Raw genomic sequence first — 16,466 nt, forward strand, 5'->3', positions numbered from 1 at the left:
AGTTATTGTAATGCGCGCAGCAGCGCATCGTTGTCGGCGTTATCAGCGATCCGAATCTCTTGCCAGCCCAATTCCCGGGCCAGGTTCGCCAGGCGCTCACTGACGACCAGTAGTCGGCAGCGGAGTAACCAGTTTTCACGATACCATTGTGGAATCAGCGACCAGAGCTGTTGCAGCATTTCGCCGCTGGTGACCACCAGCGTATCCACGCCGCGCTGATGCCAGCGCATTGCCTCTTCTGCCCCATCATAATATTTCGCACAGCGCTGATAGCACTCGCAGAACGTGACCTCTGCGCCGCGGGCCGTTAAGGTTTCGCCCAATAATTCACGCCCACCGTTTCCGCGAAGAATCAGCGCGCGCTTTCCAGCAACAGTTTGTAATTCAGGTAATTGTAGCAAGACTTCGCTGATTTCCCGATCTAATGGATAGCGAACGTCAATTCCACTGACGGTATGCAATGCCAGAGCGGTGGTACGCCCGATGGCAAAATAGCGCGGTGCTGTCGGCCAGCGTCTGTTTTCTTGCTGCAACTGAGCATGCGCAAACTCCACGGCATGTTGTGACAAAGCGAAAACGAGATCGCCTTCTTGCAGGGCATAAAGCGAGTCGGCGAGCGTGGAAAGCTCGCGACCCGGGGAGAACTCAATCAGCGGAAAGCTCCATGCCACCTGCCCAAGTGTGCGCAGACGGCTCACTAATTGCTCTCCTGCGGGAGATGGGCGGGTGACGAGAATATTCATGCTGGTGGTTCTCCGTTATAAACGTCAGCGAGGATCGCGCGCGCGCCGTTATCAAGCAGCTCTTCGGCCAGTGATACACCCAGCATTTCGGCATCTTGTGGCAAGCCGCGGCGCTCACCGCGCACCATTTGTGAACCGTCAGGTGCGCCCACTAATGCGCGCAGCCAAAGTTCACCGTTAATCAATTCAGCATAGCTGCCAATCGGAACCTGACAGCCGCCTTCAAGACGCATATTCATTGCCCGCTCAGCCTGGACGCGAATGGCGGTTTCATCGTGATTCAACGGTGAAAGCAGTGCGCGGGTGCGGTCGTCATCGAGACGACATTCAATCCCTACGGCGCCCTGGCCGACAGCAGGCAGGCAAAGCTCTGGTGGCATGGCGACACGAATTCGTGATTCCAGCCCAAGACGCTTAAGGCCAGCGACCGCCAGAATAATGGCATCATAATCGCCATTATCGAGCTTACCGAGGCGTGTGCCGACGTTTCCGCGCAGAGAGCGGATAACCAAATCGGGGCGGCGTTCAGCCAGCTGACACTGACGGCGTAAACTTGACGTGCCAACCACGCTTCCTTCCGGCAAATCGTCCAGGGAAGCGTAGTGGTTTGAAACGAAAGCATCGCGGGGATCTTCGCGCTCGCAAATTGTCACCAGCCCTAATCCTTCTGGGAATTCGACCGGGACATCCTTCATCGAATGGACAGCGATATCGGCGCGGTTCTCAAGCAGTGCGATTTCCAGCTCTTTGACAAACAAGCCTTTTCCGCCCACTTTTGCCAGTGGCGTATCAAGAATCACATCGCCGCGCGTCACCATCGGTACCAGTTCAACACGCAACCCCTGATGGCAGGCTTCGAGGCGCTGCTTAACATATTGTGCCTGCCAAAGCGCGAGTGGGCTTTGGCGTGTGGCAATTCTCAAAACATTGTCTAACATGCTTGTTACCGTCTTTATCGTCCACCATGCATCCTAACATTGTTGACTCTGGGATGTCAGTTTTACGGTCGATGAAGGGGAGAGGGACTCGGCGGTGCTCTGGCCATCCGCAGCCGTATTAAGGAATTTACACGTTAAGATCGATGCTACACTTGTCTGTAGCGCATCTTTCTTTACGGTCAATCGGCAAGGTGTTAGATTGATCACGTTTTAGACCATTTTTTCGTCTGTGCCACCATAATGATAAGGACGAAAAAGGGTAACGGTTCTTTTTTGAAATACTGCGGGCTCGTAATCTTTCGCTTTATTGAACGGTTGCTACGTCCGGAAACATCAGGCGATATGTCTTGTACCTCTATATTGAGACTCTGAAACAGAGACTGGATGCCATAAATCAATTGCGCGTGGATCGTGCGCTTGCTGCCATGGGACCTGCTTTCCAACAGGTTTACAGTCTGCTGCCAACATTATTGCACTACCACCATCCGCTGATGCCGGGCTACCTTGACGGTAACGTTCCCAGGGGCATCTGCATTTTCACGCCTGATGAAACCCAACAGCATTATCTTAGCGAACTCGAACTTTACCGCGGTATGCCAGCGCAGGAGTCTCCAGAAGGTGAGTTGCCTATTACCGGCATTTACACCATGGGGAGTACCTCATCGGTAGGACAGAGCTGTTCTTCTGACCTGGATATCTGGGTTTGCCATCAATCCTGGCTCGATAACGAAGAGCGTCAGCTGTTGCAGCGTAAATGCAGCCTGCTCGAAAGCTGGGCGGCGTCTCTTGGCGTGGAAGTCAGCTTCTTCCTGATTGATGAAAACCGTTTCCGCCATAATGAAAGTGGCAGCCTGGGTGGTGAAGACTGCGGCTCAACGCAGCACATGTTACTGCTGGATGAATTTTATCGCAGTGCTGTGCGCCTCGCCGGTAAGCGTATTCTGTGGAATATGGTGCCGTGCGAAGAAGAAGAGCATTACGACGATTACGTCATGTCGCTCTATTCGCAGGGTGTGTTAACCCCAAACGAATGGCTGGATTTGGGCGGCTTAAGCTCCCTGTCTGCTGAAGAATACTTTGGCGCAAGCCTGTGGCAGCTCTACAAAAGCATCGATTCACCGTACAAAGCGGTGTTAAAAACGCTGCTGCTTGAGGCGTATTCCTGGGAATACCCCACGCCACGCCTGCTGGCAAAAGATATCAAACAGCGTCTGCATGATGGGGAAATCGTCTCCTTTGGGCTGGACGCCTACTGCATGATGCTGGAACGCGTCACCGAATACCTGAAAGCCATCGATGACCACACGCGTCTCGATCTGGTGCGTCGATGTTTCTATTTAAAAGTCTGTGAAAAACTCAGCCGCGAGCGGGCATGTGTCGGCTGGCGTCGTGAAGTGGTGAGTCAGCTTGTCAAAGAGTGGGGATGGGACGAAGAACGTCTATCCATGCTTGATAACCGCGCCAACTGGAAAATCGATCAGGTGCGTGAAGCGCACAACGAATTGCTCGATGCGATGATGCAGAGCTACCGTAACCTGATTCGTTTTGCCCGCCGCAATAACCTCAGCGTTTCCGCCAGCCCGCAGGATATCGGTGTTTTGACCCGTAAACTGTACGCCGCGTTTGAAGCGCTGCCTGGCAAAGTCACGCTGGTTAACCCGCAGATTTCACCGGATCTGTCAGAGCTCAATCTGACCTTTATTTATGTCCCGCCGGGTCGCGCGAACCGCACCGGCTGGTATCTCTACAACCGTGCGCCAAGCATGGATTCGATTGTCAGCCATCAGCCGCTGGAATATAACCGCTATCTTAACAAGCTGGTGGCCTGGGCCTGGTTTAACGGCCTGCTGACCTCTCGCACTCGCCTGTTTATTAAGGGCAACGACGTTGTTGATTTAGCCAAGCTGCAGGAGATGGTCGCGGACGTGTCGCATCACTTCCCGCTGCGTCTGCCTGCGCCGACGCCAAAAGCGCTCTACAGCCCGTGTGAAATTCGTCATCTGGCGATTATCGTCAACCTGGAATACGACCCGACGGCGGCGTTCCGCAATCAGGTTGTCCATTTTGATTTCCGCAAGCTGGATGTCTTCAGCTTTGGCGAGCAGCAAAATTGCCTGATTGGCAGCGTTGACCTGCTGTATCGCAACTCGTGGAACGAAGTGCGAACCCTGCATTTCAACGGCGAGCAGGCGATGATTGAGGCGTTAAAAACGATTCTCGGGAAGATGCATCAGGATGCCGCGCCGCCAGACAGCGTCGAAGTGTTCTGCTACAGCCAGCATCTGCGGGGCCTGATCCGTACCCGTGTGCAGCAGCTTGTCTCTGAATGTATTGAACTGCGTCTTTCGAGCACCCGTCATGAAACCGGGCGTTTCAAAGCGCTGCGCGTTTCCGGCCAGACCTGGGGCCTGTTCTTCGAACGCCTGAATGTGTCCGTGCAAAAACTGGAAAACGCGATCGAGTTTTATGGTGCCATCTCGCACAACAAGCTGCACAGCCTGTCCGTTCAGGTCGAAACCAATCCAGTCAGTCTGCCGCAGGTGGTGGATGGCTATGCCAGCGAAGGGATTATTCAGTTCTTCTTCGAAGAGGCGGATGATGAATCTGGATTTAATATTTACATTCTGGATGAAACCAACCGTGCAGAGGTTTATCACCACTGCGAAGGGAGCAAAGAAGATTTGGTTCGCGATGTGAGCCGTTTCTATTCGTCATCGCACGATCGCTTTACCTACGGCTCAAGCTTCATCAACTTTAACTTGCCGCAGTTCTATCAGATTGTGAAAGTCGATGGACGTGCGCAGGTCATTCCGTTCCGTAATCAGGTGGTTGCAGCCCCTCCGATGAACCTGGACGAAAACCAGCCGCTGTTACAGCAGTATTTTTCCTGAGTGCGACCCGACCCTCTCCCGTGGGAGAGGGTGCAAACAGTCAAAATCGTCTCTGACAGAAGAAAGTGACTGTTAACCTCGGAAACTGATCGCTTCGCCTGCCTGTTGCGTCGCCGCCTGTTCCAGCAAATCCCAGAACACTTCGCCGCTACGGTCGCAAATCCAGTCGTCCCCTTTCAGATTGAAATGGTAGCCGCCCTGTTTTGTTGCCAGCCACACCTGATGAAGCGGCTCCTGGCGATTAATAATAATTTTGCTGCCGTTCTCGAAGGTTAATGTCAGCACGCCGCCGTTGATCTCACAATCAATATCGCTGTCGCCATCCCAGTCGTCCAGACGCGCTTCGATGGTCTGCCACAAGTTATCGGCAAGGCGATGAAATTCACTGTCATTCATGGTTTTGTTCCTGTTTTTCGTGATGGCGGGAGTATAACGCTAAATAAATCCCGTTGCAGGAAAGCGGCAAACTCTTGCTTTTGTGTCTTCTCCTGCGATGATAGAAACAGAAAGCATGAACTTACGGGCCACCACTAATGAAAAACGTTTTTCGAACGCTTGCCGTTCTCGTCACTCTGTTTAGCCTGACCGGCTGTGGACTGAAGGGACCGCTCTATTTCCCGCCTGCGGATAAATCCGCGCCACCGCCGACGAAACCGGTGAACAGTCAGATTGAGTCATCCACGCCTGTGAGCAACGATCGCGGCGATAACGGTGGCCCAAGCCAGGTCAATTACTGAGAACCAGTTTCGGTACCCGCGCAATGGAGTAGATGATGCAGTTCTCTAAAATGCATGGCCTTGGCAACGATTTTATGGTCGTCGACGCGGTAACGCAGAATGTCTTTTTCTCACCCGAGCTGATTCGCCGCCTCGCGGATCGGCATGTGGGCGTCGGTTTTGATCAGCTACTGGTGGTCGAGCCGCCGTACGATCCGGATCTCGATTTTCACTATCGCATCTTTAATGCGGACGGCAGTGAAGTCTCGCAGTGTGGCAACGGCGCGCGCTGTTTCGCGCGCTTTGTGCGTCTGAAAGGCCTGACTAACAAGCGCGATATCTGCGTTAGCACGGCGAATGGCCGCATGGTGTTAAGCGTCACAGACGATGAGCTGGTGCGCGTGAATATGGGCGAGCCCAACTTCGAGCCATCAGCCGTACCGTTTCGCGCCATCAAAGCGGAAAAGACCTATATTATGCGCGCGTCCGAGCAGACAGTATTGTGCGGCGTCGTCTCGATGGGAAATCCCCACTGCGTGATTCAGGTTGATGATGTTGATATGGCAGCCGTAGAAATCCTCGGCCCCATCATGGAAAGCCACGAGCGCTTTCCGGAGCGGGCGAATATTGGATTTATGCAGGTGATGAAGCGTGAACACATCCGCCTGCGCGTCTATGAGCGCGGCGCTGGCGAAACGCGAGCCTGTGGCAGCGGCGCTTGTGCGGCCGTGGCTGTCGGTATATCGCAAGGTCTACTGGCAGAAGAGGTTCGCGTGGAATTGCCGGGCGGTCGTCTTGATATCGCCTGGAAAGGTCCGGGTCATCCGCTGTTTATGACTGGCCCGGCGGCACATGTTTATGACGGGTTTATCCATCTATGAAACAACCAGGGGAAGAACTGCAGGAAATAATGACGGAACTGGATGACCGGGCTGTTGTTGATTATCTGCTGCGCAATCCTGAGTTTTTTATCCGCAATGCACGCGTGGTTGAACAAATGCGCGTGCCGCATCCCGTGCGCGATACCGTGTCGCTGGTTGAATGGCACATGGCGCGTTCGCGTAAACACATCGATCAGCTTGAAGAAAACATGACCCTGCTGATGGAACAGGCCAGCAATAACGAAAGCCTGTTTTATCGTCTGCTGAACTTGCAGGCGCGGCTGGCGTCGGCGCACAGTCTTGAAGAGTTTCTCAGCCGCTTCCACCGCTGGGCCCGTGAAATAGGCCTGGCGGGGGCGACGATTCGTTTGTTCCCCGATCGCTGGCGCATCGGCGCGCCGTCCGGTTTTACGCATCTGGCTTTGAATCGTCAAACGTTTGAACCACTGCGCATCCAGCGTCTTGGGCACGAGCATCACTATCTCGGGCCGCTGAACGGACCTGAGCTGCTGGTGGTTCTGCCGGAAGCCAAAGCGATTGGCTCAGTGGCGATGTCGCTGATGGGGCGTGAAGGCGATCTGGGCGTGATGTTATTCACCAGCCGCGACGCGCACCATTACGAACAGGGGCAGGGCACGCATTTGCTGCAGGAAATCGCCCTGATGCTGCCGGAACTGCTGGAGCGTTGGATTGAGCGCGTATGACGGACGCTCCTCTTAGCCTCTTCGTTGCGCGTTTTCTGCGTTATTTGGGCGTCGAACGCCAGCTCAGCCCAATTACGCTGTTGAACTATCAGCGCCAGCTGGATGCGATAATGCAACTGGCGGAAGAGATCGGCCTGAAAAGCTGGCCGCTTTGCGATGCCGCGACCGTACGCGCGTTTGTTGTGCGCAGTCGTCGTAAAGGTCTGGGTCCGGCGAGCCTGGCGCTACGTCTTTCGGCATTGCGCAGTTTCTTCGACTGGCTGGTAAGCCAGGGCGAACTCAAAGCCAATCCGGCAAAAGGCATATCTACTCCCAAAGCCCCGCGTCATCTGCCGAAAAACATCGACGTTGATGATGTGAATCGCCTGCTTAATATCGATCTTAACGATCCGCTGGCCGTGCGCGATCGCGCCATGCTGGAAGTGATGTACGGCGCGGGATTACGTCTGTCAGAACTGGTGAATTTAGATCTGAAACACCTCGATTTGGATACCGGCGAAGTGTGGGTGATGGGCAAAGGCAGCAAAGAGCGACGCTTGCCGATTGGCCGCAGCGCGGTGGCCTGGATTGAACACTGGCTGGATCTGCGTGGGCTGTTTGGTGCAGAGGAAAATGCGCTGTTTCTCTCGAAGCTTGGGAAGCGAATTTCGGCGCGCAACGTACAAAAACGTTTTGCTGAGTGGGGCATTAAGCAGGGGTTGAACAGCCACGTCCATCCGCACAAGCTGCGCCACTCGTTTGCGACGCATATGCTTGAATCCAGCGGTGACCTGCGCGGCGTGCAGGAACTCTTAGGTCACGCCAATTTATCCACTACCCAAATCTATACCCATCTTGATTTTCAACATCTTGCGTCAGTCTATGACTCGGCGCATCCGCGCGCCAAACGGGGGAAATAATGCGTTTTTACCGCCCATTAGGTCAGATTTCTGCGCTGACTTTTGATCTTGATGACACGCTTTATGACAACCGCCAGGTGATTTTACGCACCGAGCAGGAAGCGCTGGCGTTTGTGCAAAATTACCATCCATCCTTAAAAACACTGCAAAACACCGATTTTCAGCGTTTGCGGCAGGCCTTGCGCGAGACGGAGCCGGACATTTATCACGACGTGACCGAATGGCGTCGTCGTGCAGTGGAACAGGCGATGATCAATGCGGGGCTTACGGCAGCTGAAGCCGCGCTGGGCGCGGAAGCATCCATGGCCAATTTTGCTAAATGGCGCAGCCGAATCGACGTGCCGCAAGAGACGCACGACACGCTGGCGAAACTGGCCGAAAAATGGCCGCTGGTGGCGATCACGAATGGCAACGCCCAGCCAGAGCTGTTTGGGCTTGGCGACTATTTTACCTTCGTCTTCCGCGCGGGTCCGCACGGGCGTTCAAAACCGTTTAGCGATATGTATCATCTGGCGGCAGAAAAATTGGATTTGCCGCTGGGCGAAATCCTGCACGTTGGCGACGATCTAACGACCGATGTCGCGGGGGCGATCCGCTGCGGCATGCAAGCCTGCTGGATCAAACCCGAAAATGCTGACCTGATGCACACCGTCGACAGCCGCCTGTTGCCGCACGTAGAAATTTCGCGGTTGGCATCCCTCACCACGCTGATATAATCACCAGCAGTATTGTATAAATCAACAGTATGTCCGGCAGGAAAAACGCTGCCGGACAGATGACTTCTGGCGGTGCCAATGGACGTTTCTTACCTGCTCGACAGCCTTAATGACAAACAACGTGAAGCGGTCGCCGCGACGCGGACCAATATGCTGGTGCTGGCAGGGGCGGGCAGTGGTAAGACGCGTGTTCTGGTACACCGCATCGCGTGGTTGCAGAGTGTAGAAAACTGCTCGCCGTATTCCATCATGGCCGTGACGTTTACCAACAAAGCGGCGGCGGAGATGCGCCATCGTATTACCCAACTGATGGGCACCAGCCAGGGTGGCATGTGGGTGGGCACGTTCCACGGGCTGGCGCACCGGCTGCTGCGTGCGCACCATATGGACGCGAATCTGCCACAGGATTTCCAGATCCTCGACAGCGAAGACCAGCTGCGATTGCTGAAACGTCTGATTAAGGCGATGAACCTTGACGAGAAGCAATGGCCGCCGCGTCAGGCGATGTGGTACATCAACGGTCAAAAAGACGAAGGGCTGCGCCCGCACCATATTCAAAGCTTTGGCAATCCGGTTGAGCAAACCTGGCAGAAGGTTTACCAGGCCTATCAGGAAGCATGCGATCGCGCGGGTCTGGTGGATTTTGCCGAGCTGCTGCTGCGCGCGCATGAGCTGTGGCTGAACAAGCCGCACATTCTTCAGCATTACCGCGAACGCTTCACCAACATCCTCGTGGATGAGTTCCAGGATACCAACAACATTCAGTACGCGTGGATCCGCATGCTGGCGGGTGACACGGGTAAAGTTATGATCGTGGGCGATGATGACCAGTCGATTTACGGCTGGCGTGGCGCACAGGTCGAAAATATTCAGCGTTTCCTTAATGATTTCCCCGGCGCAGAAACCATTCGTCTGGAGCAAAACTACCGCTCGACGAATAATATTTTGAGCGCCGCCAACGCCCTGATTGAGAACAACAACGGGCGTCTGGGCAAAAAACTGTGGACCGATGGCGTCGACGGCGAACCGATTTCACTCTACTGCGCGTTCAACGAGCTGGATGAAGCCCGTTTCGTGGTTAATCGTATCAAAACCTGGCAGGACAACGGCGGCGCGCTGGAAAAATGCGCCATTCTCTATCGCAGTAACGCCCAGTCGCGCGTGCTCGAAGAGGCGCTGTTGCAGGTCAGCATGCCGTACCGCATTTACGGCGGCATGCGCTTCTTCGAGCGCCAGGAGATCAAAGATGCGCTCTCGTATTTGCGCCTGATTGCTAACCGTAACGACGATGCGGCGTTTGAGCGTGTCGTGAATACCCCAACGCGCGGAATCGGCGATCGCACCCTGGACGTGGTGCGTCAGGCTGCCCGTGAGCGCCAACTCACGCTGTGGCAATCCTGCCGTGAGCTATTGCAGGAAAAAGCGCTAGCCGGGCGCGCAGCCAGCGCGTTACAGCGCTTTATTGAACTGATTGACGCCCTGGCGCAAGAAACCGCCGATATGCCGCTACACGTTCAGACGGACCGCGTGGTGAAGGACTCGGGACTGCGCATGATGTATGAGCAGGAAAAAGGCGAAAAGGGTCAGACGCGTATCGAGAACTTAGAGGAACTGGTGACGGCAACGCGCCAGTTCAGCTACAACGAAGAAGACGAAGATTTGATGCCGCTGCAGGCGTTCCTCTCCCACGCAGCGCTGGAAGCGGGCGAAGGGCAAGCGGATACCTGGCAGGATGCGGTTCAGCTGATGACGCTGCACTCCGCCAAAGGGCTGGAGTTCCCGCAGGTGTTTATTGTCGGGATGGAGGAGGGGATGTTCCCGAGCCAGATGTCGCTGGATGAAGGCGGACGTCTGGAAGAGGAGCGCCGTCTTGCCTATGTTGGCGTGACGCGTGCAATGGAAAAGCTGACGCTGACCTATGCGGAAACACGTCGTCTGTATGGCAAAGAGGTGTATCACCGTCCGTCGCGCTTTATCGGCGAGCTGCCGGAAGCCTGCGTTGAAGAGGTGCGCCTGCGCGCCAGCATCAGCCGTCCGGTTAACCATCAGCGGATGGGAACGCCGATCTCGGAAAATGATACCGGCTACAAGCTGGGTCAGCGCGTTCGCCATTCGAAATTTGGCGAAGGTACCATTGTGAATCTGGAAGGGAGTGGCGAACACAGTCGCCTGCAGGTGGCGTTCCAGGGACAGGGCATCAAATGGCTGGTCGCCGCTTATGCGCGTCTGGAAAATGTGTAACTTTCAGAAAAATATCATTATTTTGTAATACTCTGCTAGCCTTAATAGCTGGCGGCTATTAAAAGGCCTTCAGCGTTTCGCTGCGTGTTGACGCCACTATTACAGCTGGCGTAACATGCGCGCACGATTACGCTAAGAGGACATTCGCCTTGGACACACCCAGTACATACTGGCTCAATTCCCTGTCATCCAGGAACAACTCCTAAGGCTATCTCCTCTTGCTGATGGCCTTAGTGGTTGTCAGCGATCTGTTTTTTCCCGTCGCGCTGAGTCAGGCTGTTTAATGGTCTGAAACCCTTATTGTTTCTGTGTGCCCACCGAACTGTCCGATATTTTTTGCATTGGGAGTCCCGGTCATGTTGAGCGCATTTCAACTCGAAAAAAACCGACTGATTCGGCTTGAAGCTGAAGAGTCACAGCCCCTCATTGATGCCGTATGGGTGGATCTGGTCGAGCCGGACGACGATGAACGCTTGCGCGTACAATCAGAACTCGGACAAAGCCTGGCAACCCGTCCTGAACTGGAAGATATCGAAGCATCCGCGCGTTTTTTTGAAGACGAAGACGGCCTGCATATTCACTCCTTTTTCTTTTTTGAAGATGCGGATGACCATGCCGGTAACTCCACGGTGGCATTTACCATTCGCGATGGTCGCCTGTTCACTTTACGTGAGCGCGAACTGCCGGCATTCCGACTCTACCGCATGCGCGCTCGTAGCCAGGCAATGGTCGACGGCAACGCCTACGAGCTGCTGCTCGATCTGTTCGAGACCAAAATTGAACAGCTGGCGGATGAAATCGAAAACATCTACAGCGATCTGGAAAAGCTGAGTCGCGTGATCATGGAAGGTCATCAGGGTGATGAATATGACGAAGCGCTGTCGACGCTGGCAGAGCAGGAAGATATCGGCTGGAAAGTGCGTTTGTGTCTGATGGATACCCAGCGCGCGTTGAATTTCCTGGTGCGTAAAGCGCGTTTACCGAGCGGTCAGCTTGAGCAGGCGCGTGAAATTTTGCGCGATATCGAATCCCTGTTGCCACACAACGAATCCCTGTTCCAGAAGGTGAACTTCCTGATGCAGGCGGCGATGGGCTTTATCAACATCGAGCAGAACCGCATCATCAAGATCTTCTCGGTGGTCTCCGTGGTGTTCCTGCCGCCTACGCTTGTGGCATCCAGCTACGGGATGAACTTTGAGTTTATGCCCGAGCTGAAGTGGAGCTTTGGCTACCCTGGCGCGATTATCTTTATGCTGCTTGCCGGGCTGGCGCCGTATTTGTACTTCAAGCGCCGCAACTGGCTTTAATGCTGACGCCCTCTCCCGAGCAGGAGAGGGCTAAACGCTACAATCCTTTCTTCATTCTGCGCTGGGTATAGAGCGCATCGGCAACGAATACCGCCAACGCCACCCAGATGAACGCAAACGTCACCATCTTATCGGCACCCGGAACTTCTCCGTAGAACATCACCGCCAACAGGAACATCAGCGTTGGCCCGATATACTGGAAGAATCCGAGCGTCGACAGGCGCAAGCGGGTCGCCGCGCCAGTAAAGCACAGCAGCGGAATGGTAGTGACCACCCCTGCGGCGATCAGCATCAGGTTCAGCGACCACGGATTACTGCCCATATGGCTGGTGCTGCTGTCGGCAATGCCGAACAGGTAAATCGCTGCCAGCGGGAGCAACCACAGGGTTTCGAACAGCATCCCGGTTTGCGCTTCGACGGCGATTTTTTTCCGTACCAGACCATAAAACGCAAAGCTAAACGCCAGGCCCAAGGCGATGATCGGCAGCGAACCAAACGTCCAGAGCTGTACCAGCACGCCGCACAGGGCTAAGAGTACCGCCACCCACTGCATACGCCGGAAGCGCTCGCCGAGGAACAGCATCCCCAACACGATATTGACCAACGGATTGATAAAGTAACCGAGGCTGGCTTCGAGCATGTGATGGTTGTTAACCGCCCAGATAAACAGCAGCCAGTTTCCGCCAATCAGCACCGCTGAAAGGGCGAGCAGAAAAATTTTCTTCGGCGTTTGCAGCAGCTTTTTTACGCCTGACCACTGACGGCTGACGCTCATCAGCGCCACCATAAAGAAAAATGACCAGATTACGCGGTGGGTAAGGATTTCGTCGGCTGGTACGTAGTAAATCAGCTTGAAGTAGGCGGGTGCGATACCCCAAATAAAATAAGCGGCAAGGGCGAGTAAAACGCCCTGCCGCGTCTGTTTAGCATCCATCGGTAAAATCCGTGACAAAAAAGTGAAGTAATTTTACCCGATTTTGCCGCCTCAACCCACCATATAAGTGGCTGTTGCGCTGGCGATGTAAACTTGTTCTTCGTTATGCAATTCGACGCGGGCCACGGCCACCTTATTGCCCGCCCGCAGCAAACTGCTGGTGGCGGTGAAGCGATTGCCACGGCCAGGACGCAAATAGTCCACGCGCAAATCGATGGTGCCCATCCGCGACAGGCGCTGACGCAATTCGTCTTCATTGATGGTGTCGTGGCGCGCCAGCGTACTGCCCACGCATACCAGCCCTGCGGCGACATCCAGCGCGGAGGCGATCACGCCGCCATGCAAAATACTTTGCGCCCAGTTGCCGACCATCATGGGCTGATTGTTGAAACTGAGTTGGGCGAATCCCTTCTCGTAACGCTCCAGTTCAAGCCCGAGCGCACGGTTAAAGGGCATATGGTAAACAAAAATCTCGCCCACAAGTTTCAAAGCGTCTTCAGCGGTAAGCGTGGCTGACATCAGAAATCACATCCTTATTGTTAATGAGATGTTGATTTTATGCTTCTGGCATACGAATTTCCACTTTCAGAAACGAGGGGGAGACGTAAACGAAGAAATCGGTAGAATGAGCTGCTCATAATATTCACAAAATTTTATTTCGCAGGAGAGCACCACCGATGCGGACGTATCTGGGTTGGTTACTGGCGGCGATTGCGCTGCCCTTTACGGCATTTGCGCAGGAAGCCACTATTAAAGAAGTGCATGATAAGCCCGCCGTTCATGGCAGCATTATTGCGAACCTTCTTCAGGAGCATGACAATCCGTTCACGCTTTACCCGTATGACACTAACTATCTGATTTACACCCAAACCAGCGACATCAATAAAGAGGCCATTAGCTCTTACAATTGGTCAGATAACGCGCGCAAAGACGAAGTTAAATTCCAGCTCAGCCTGGCGTTTCCGCTCTGGCGCGGCATATTAGGGCCGAGTTCAGTGCTGGGCGCGTCTTACACGCAAAAATCCTGGTGGCAGCTGTCTAACAGCGGTGAGTCTTCTCCGTTCCGCGAAACGAACTATGAACCGCAGCTGTTTCTCGGCTTTGCAACGGATGACGAATTCGCAGGCTGGACCTTACGCGACGTTGAAGTGGGTTATAACCACGATTCGAATGGTCGCGCTGACCCCACCTCCCGCAGCTGGAACCGTCTCTATACCCGTTTGATGGCGCAAAACGGTAACTGGATGGTGGAAGTTAAACCGTGGTACGTGCTGGGAAGCACCGACGATAATCCGGATATCACCAAATACATGGGCTACTATCAACTGAAAGTGGGCTATCAATTGGGTGATGCTGTACTGAGTGTGAAAGGGCAATATAACTGGAACACCGGCTACGGGGGCGCGGAAATGGGCCTGAGCTATCCGGTGACCAGGCATATGCGCATCTACACGCAGGTTTACAGCGGTTACGGTGAATCGCTCATCGACTATAACTTCAACCAGACCCGCGTGGGTGTGGGCGTGATGCTGAACGATCTTTTCTAAGCATCGCGAATGTTTTTGCGTTAAACGTTGAAGTTTCTCTCTCAGGCGCTGAAAATAGCGCCTGTTTTATTTCTGGCAAATGGGGTTAACGTGGCGCAGGCGGAAGTTTTGAATCAGGAATCGCTGGCTAAACAGGTTTTACAAGAAACCTTTGGCTATCAGCAATTCCGCCCTGGCCAGGAAACCATCATTGAAACCGTGCTGGAAGGCCGCGATTGTCTGGTGGTCATGCCGACCGGCGGCGGAAAATCCCTGTGCTATCAGGTGCCCGCGCTGGTGCTCAACGGTCTGACGGTCGTGGTATCACCGCTCATCTCGCTGATGAAAGATCAGGTGGACCAGCTGCTGGCGAACGGTGTTGCCGCAGCCTGTATCAACTCCACGCAAACCCGCGAACAGCAACAGGAAGTGATGGCGGGTTGCCGTACCGGACAAATTCGCCTGCTCTATATCGCGCCGGAACGCCTAATGCTGGATAACTTCCTCGAGCATCTTGCGCACTGGAATCCGGTGCTGCTGGCGGTGGATGAAGCGCACTGTATTTCGCAGTGGGGACACGATTTCCGTCCGGAATATGCTGCGCTCGGTCAGCTGCGTCAGCGCTTCCCGGCGCTACCGTTCATGGCGCTTACCGCCACGGCTGACGACACGACCCGCCAGGATATCGTCCGTCTTCTTGGACTTAACGATCCGTTTATCCAGGTCAGCAGCTTCGATCGCCCCAATATCCGCTACATGCTGATGGAAAAATTCAAGCCGCTGGATCAGCTCTTGCGTTACGTGCAGGAGCAGCGCGGCAAATCGGGCATTATTTACTGCAACAGCCGCGCGAAAGTGGAAGACACCGCCGCGCGTTTGCAAACCCGTGGATTTAGCGCTGCGGCCTACCATGCCGGATTAGAAAATCACATTCGTGCTGACGTGCAGGAGAAATTCCAGCGCGACGACCTGCAAATTGTTGTTGCCACAGTCGCATTCGGGATGGGCATCAATAAGCCCAACGTGCGCTTTGTGGTGCATTTCGACATCCCGCGCAATATCGAATCCTACTATCAGGAAACGGGCCGTGCCGGGCGTGACGGCCTGCCTGCGGAAGCGATGCTGTTTTACGACCCGGCTGATATGGCCTGGCTGCGTCGCTGTCTTGAAGAGAAACCCCAAGGGCAGATGCTGGATATCGAGCGTCACAAGCTCAACGCGATGGGCGCGTTTGCCGAAGCGCAGACCTGCCGCCGTCTGGTGCTCCTCAACTACTTTGGTGAAGGGCGTCAGGAGCCGTGCGGTAACTGCGATGTCTGCCTCGACCCGCCGAAGCAGTACGATGGCTTAATGGATGCGCGTAAGGCGCTGTCGACTATCGGGCGCGTCAATCAGCGCTTCGGGATGGGCTACGTGGTGGAAGTGCTGCGCGGGGCGAACAACCAGCGTATCCGCGAGATGGGCCATGACAAATTGCCTGTCTACGGCATCGGCAAAGAGCAGAGCCACGAGCACTGGGTAAGCATTATCCGCCAGCTGATTCACCTGGGTTTCGCAACACAGAATATTGCCCAGCACTCTGCGCTGCAGCTGACCGAAGCCGCACGCCCGGTGCTGCGCGGTGATATCGAGCTGCAGCTCGCCGTACCGCGCGTTATCGCCCTGAAACCGCGCGTTATGCAGAAATCCTACGGCGGCAATTACGATCGCAAGCTGTTCGCCAAGCTGCGCAAGCTGCGTAAAGCCATTGCCGACGAAGAGAACATCCCGCCGTATGTGGTGTTCAACGATGCGACGCTTATCGAAATGGCCGAGCAGATGCCGCTCAGCGCCAGCGAAATGCTCAGCGTCAACGGTGTCGGCACGCGCAAACTCGAGCGCTTTGGTAAAGAGTTTATGGCGCTGATTCGTTCGCATGCTGACGGTGATGATGAGGAGTAGTCAGACCGGCGAAAAAGTGCCAGGATGAT

The 16,466-nt window shown here is 54.7% G+C and carries 16 protein-coding genes; 11 read left to right on the forward strand and 5 right to left on the reverse strand.

The annotated features are described in order from the left end of the window. Window positions 1-2: 2 nt before the first annotated feature. Together hemD and hemC are read right to left on the reverse strand one after the other, a co-directional pair. Window positions 3-743 carry a uroporphyrinogen-III synthase gene (hemD, locus tag AC0LWE_RS21260; RefSeq protein ID WP_174343837.1) on the reverse strand — a complete coding sequence of 247 codons (741 nt, stop codon included), beginning with the start codon at window positions 741-743 and terminating at the stop codon, window positions 3-5. Then, window positions 740-1,681 (reverse strand): hydroxymethylbilane synthase, encoded by a 942-nt coding sequence (hemC, locus tag AC0LWE_RS21265; RefSeq protein ID WP_174343838.1) that lies wholly within the window; start codon window positions 1,679-1,681, stop codon window positions 740-742. The genes hemD and hemC overlap by 4 nt, the downstream gene beginning before the upstream one ends. A gap of 347 nt (window positions 1,682-2,028) precedes the next feature. Here hemC and cyaA point away from each other — a divergent pair, with 347 nt between their 5' ends. Next, on the forward strand, window positions 2,029-4,572 hold the full coding sequence (gene cyaA, locus AC0LWE_RS21270; protein WP_059180731.1) for a class I adenylate cyclase: 2,544 nt from the start codon (window positions 2,029-2,031) through the stop codon (window positions 4,570-4,572). A 72-nt stretch (window positions 4,573-4,644) separates the two neighbouring features. Here cyaA and cyaY read toward each other — a convergent pair whose 3' ends face one another. Further along, window positions 4,645-4,968, reverse strand: a complete 324-nt coding sequence (cyaY, locus tag AC0LWE_RS21275) for an iron donor protein CyaY (protein WP_219347258.1) — start codon at window positions 4,966-4,968, stop codon at window positions 4,645-4,647. A 137-nt stretch (window positions 4,969-5,105) separates the two neighbouring features. Here cyaY and lptM point away from each other — a divergent pair, with 137 nt between their 5' ends. The 8 genes from lptM to corA all read left to right on the forward strand — a co-directional run bounded on the left by lptM (window position 5,106) and on the right by corA (window position 12,036). After that, window positions 5,106-5,309: an LPS translocon maturation chaperone LptM gene (gene lptM, locus AC0LWE_RS21280; RefSeq protein ID WP_059180729.1), complete on the forward strand. Its 204-nt coding sequence runs from the start codon at window positions 5,106-5,108 to the stop codon at window positions 5,307-5,309. A gap of 35 nt (window positions 5,310-5,344) precedes the next feature. Continuing rightward, window positions 5,345-6,169, forward strand: a complete 825-nt coding sequence (gene dapF / locus AC0LWE_RS21285; protein ID WP_059180728.1) for a diaminopimelate epimerase — start codon at window positions 5,345-5,347, stop codon at window positions 6,167-6,169. Next, window positions 6,166-6,873, forward strand: coding sequence for a DUF484 domain-containing protein (locus AC0LWE_RS21290; RefSeq protein ID WP_015960942.1), 708 nt, complete (start codon window positions 6,166-6,168; stop codon window positions 6,871-6,873). The genes dapF and AC0LWE_RS21290 overlap by 4 nt, the downstream gene beginning before the upstream one ends. Then, window positions 6,870-7,772 (forward strand): tyrosine recombinase XerC, encoded by a 903-nt coding sequence (xerC, locus tag AC0LWE_RS21295; RefSeq protein WP_219347259.1) that lies wholly within the window; start codon window positions 6,870-6,872, stop codon window positions 7,770-7,772. Before AC0LWE_RS21290 ends, xerC begins: the two co-directional genes overlap by 4 nt. Further along, window positions 7,772-8,488 carry a 5-amino-6-(5-phospho-D-ribitylamino)uracil phosphatase YigB gene (gene yigB / locus AC0LWE_RS21300; RefSeq protein WP_174343840.1) on the forward strand — a complete coding sequence of 239 codons (717 nt, stop codon included), beginning with the start codon at window positions 7,772-7,774 and terminating at the stop codon, window positions 8,486-8,488. Before xerC ends, yigB begins: the two co-directional genes overlap by 1 nt. 78 nt (window positions 8,489-8,566) lie before the next feature. Beyond that, window positions 8,567-10,729 (forward strand): DNA helicase II, encoded by a 2,163-nt coding sequence (gene uvrD, locus AC0LWE_RS21305; RefSeq protein WP_059180725.1) that lies wholly within the window; start codon window positions 8,567-8,569, stop codon window positions 10,727-10,729. Between the two features lie 149 nt (window positions 10,730-10,878). Further along, a complete protein-coding gene (ysgD, locus tag AC0LWE_RS21310; protein ID WP_353889132.1) occupies window positions 10,879-10,935 on the forward strand; it encodes a YsgD/CorL family protein in 57 nt (18 codons plus the stop codon). A gap of 150 nt (window positions 10,936-11,085) precedes the next feature. Beyond that, the gene (gene corA, locus AC0LWE_RS21315; RefSeq protein WP_059180724.1) at window positions 11,086-12,036 is read left to right on the forward strand and encodes a magnesium/cobalt transporter CorA; all 951 of its coding nucleotides are present in this window, start codon (window positions 11,086-11,088) and stop codon (window positions 12,034-12,036) included. A 37-nt stretch (window positions 12,037-12,073) separates the two neighbouring features. On the opposite strand, the gene rarD is transcribed toward corA, so the two are convergent. Further along, on the reverse strand, window positions 12,074-12,970 hold the full coding sequence (rarD, locus tag AC0LWE_RS21320) for an EamA family transporter RarD (RefSeq protein WP_202668743.1): 897 nt from the start codon (window positions 12,968-12,970) through the stop codon (window positions 12,074-12,076). A gap of 51 nt (window positions 12,971-13,021) precedes the next feature. After that, window positions 13,022-13,489: an acyl-CoA thioesterase YigI gene (gene yigI / locus AC0LWE_RS21325; protein ID WP_059180722.1), complete on the reverse strand. Its 468-nt coding sequence runs from the start codon at window positions 13,487-13,489 to the stop codon at window positions 13,022-13,024. A gap of 158 nt (window positions 13,490-13,647) precedes the next feature. On the opposite strand from yigI, the gene pldA reads away from it, so the two are divergent. Beyond that, window positions 13,648-14,517 carry a phospholipase A gene (gene pldA / locus AC0LWE_RS21330; protein ID WP_059180721.1) on the forward strand — a complete coding sequence of 290 codons (870 nt, stop codon included), beginning with the start codon at window positions 13,648-13,650 and terminating at the stop codon, window positions 14,515-14,517. 90 nt (window positions 14,518-14,607) lie between these two features. After that, on the forward strand, window positions 14,608-16,437 hold the full coding sequence (gene recQ, locus AC0LWE_RS21335; protein ID WP_059180720.1) for an ATP-dependent DNA helicase RecQ: 1,830 nt from the start codon (window positions 14,608-14,610) through the stop codon (window positions 16,435-16,437). Window positions 16,438-16,466: the final 29 nt, after the last annotated feature.

The organism is Lelliottia sp. RD5 (assembly GCF_056032945.1).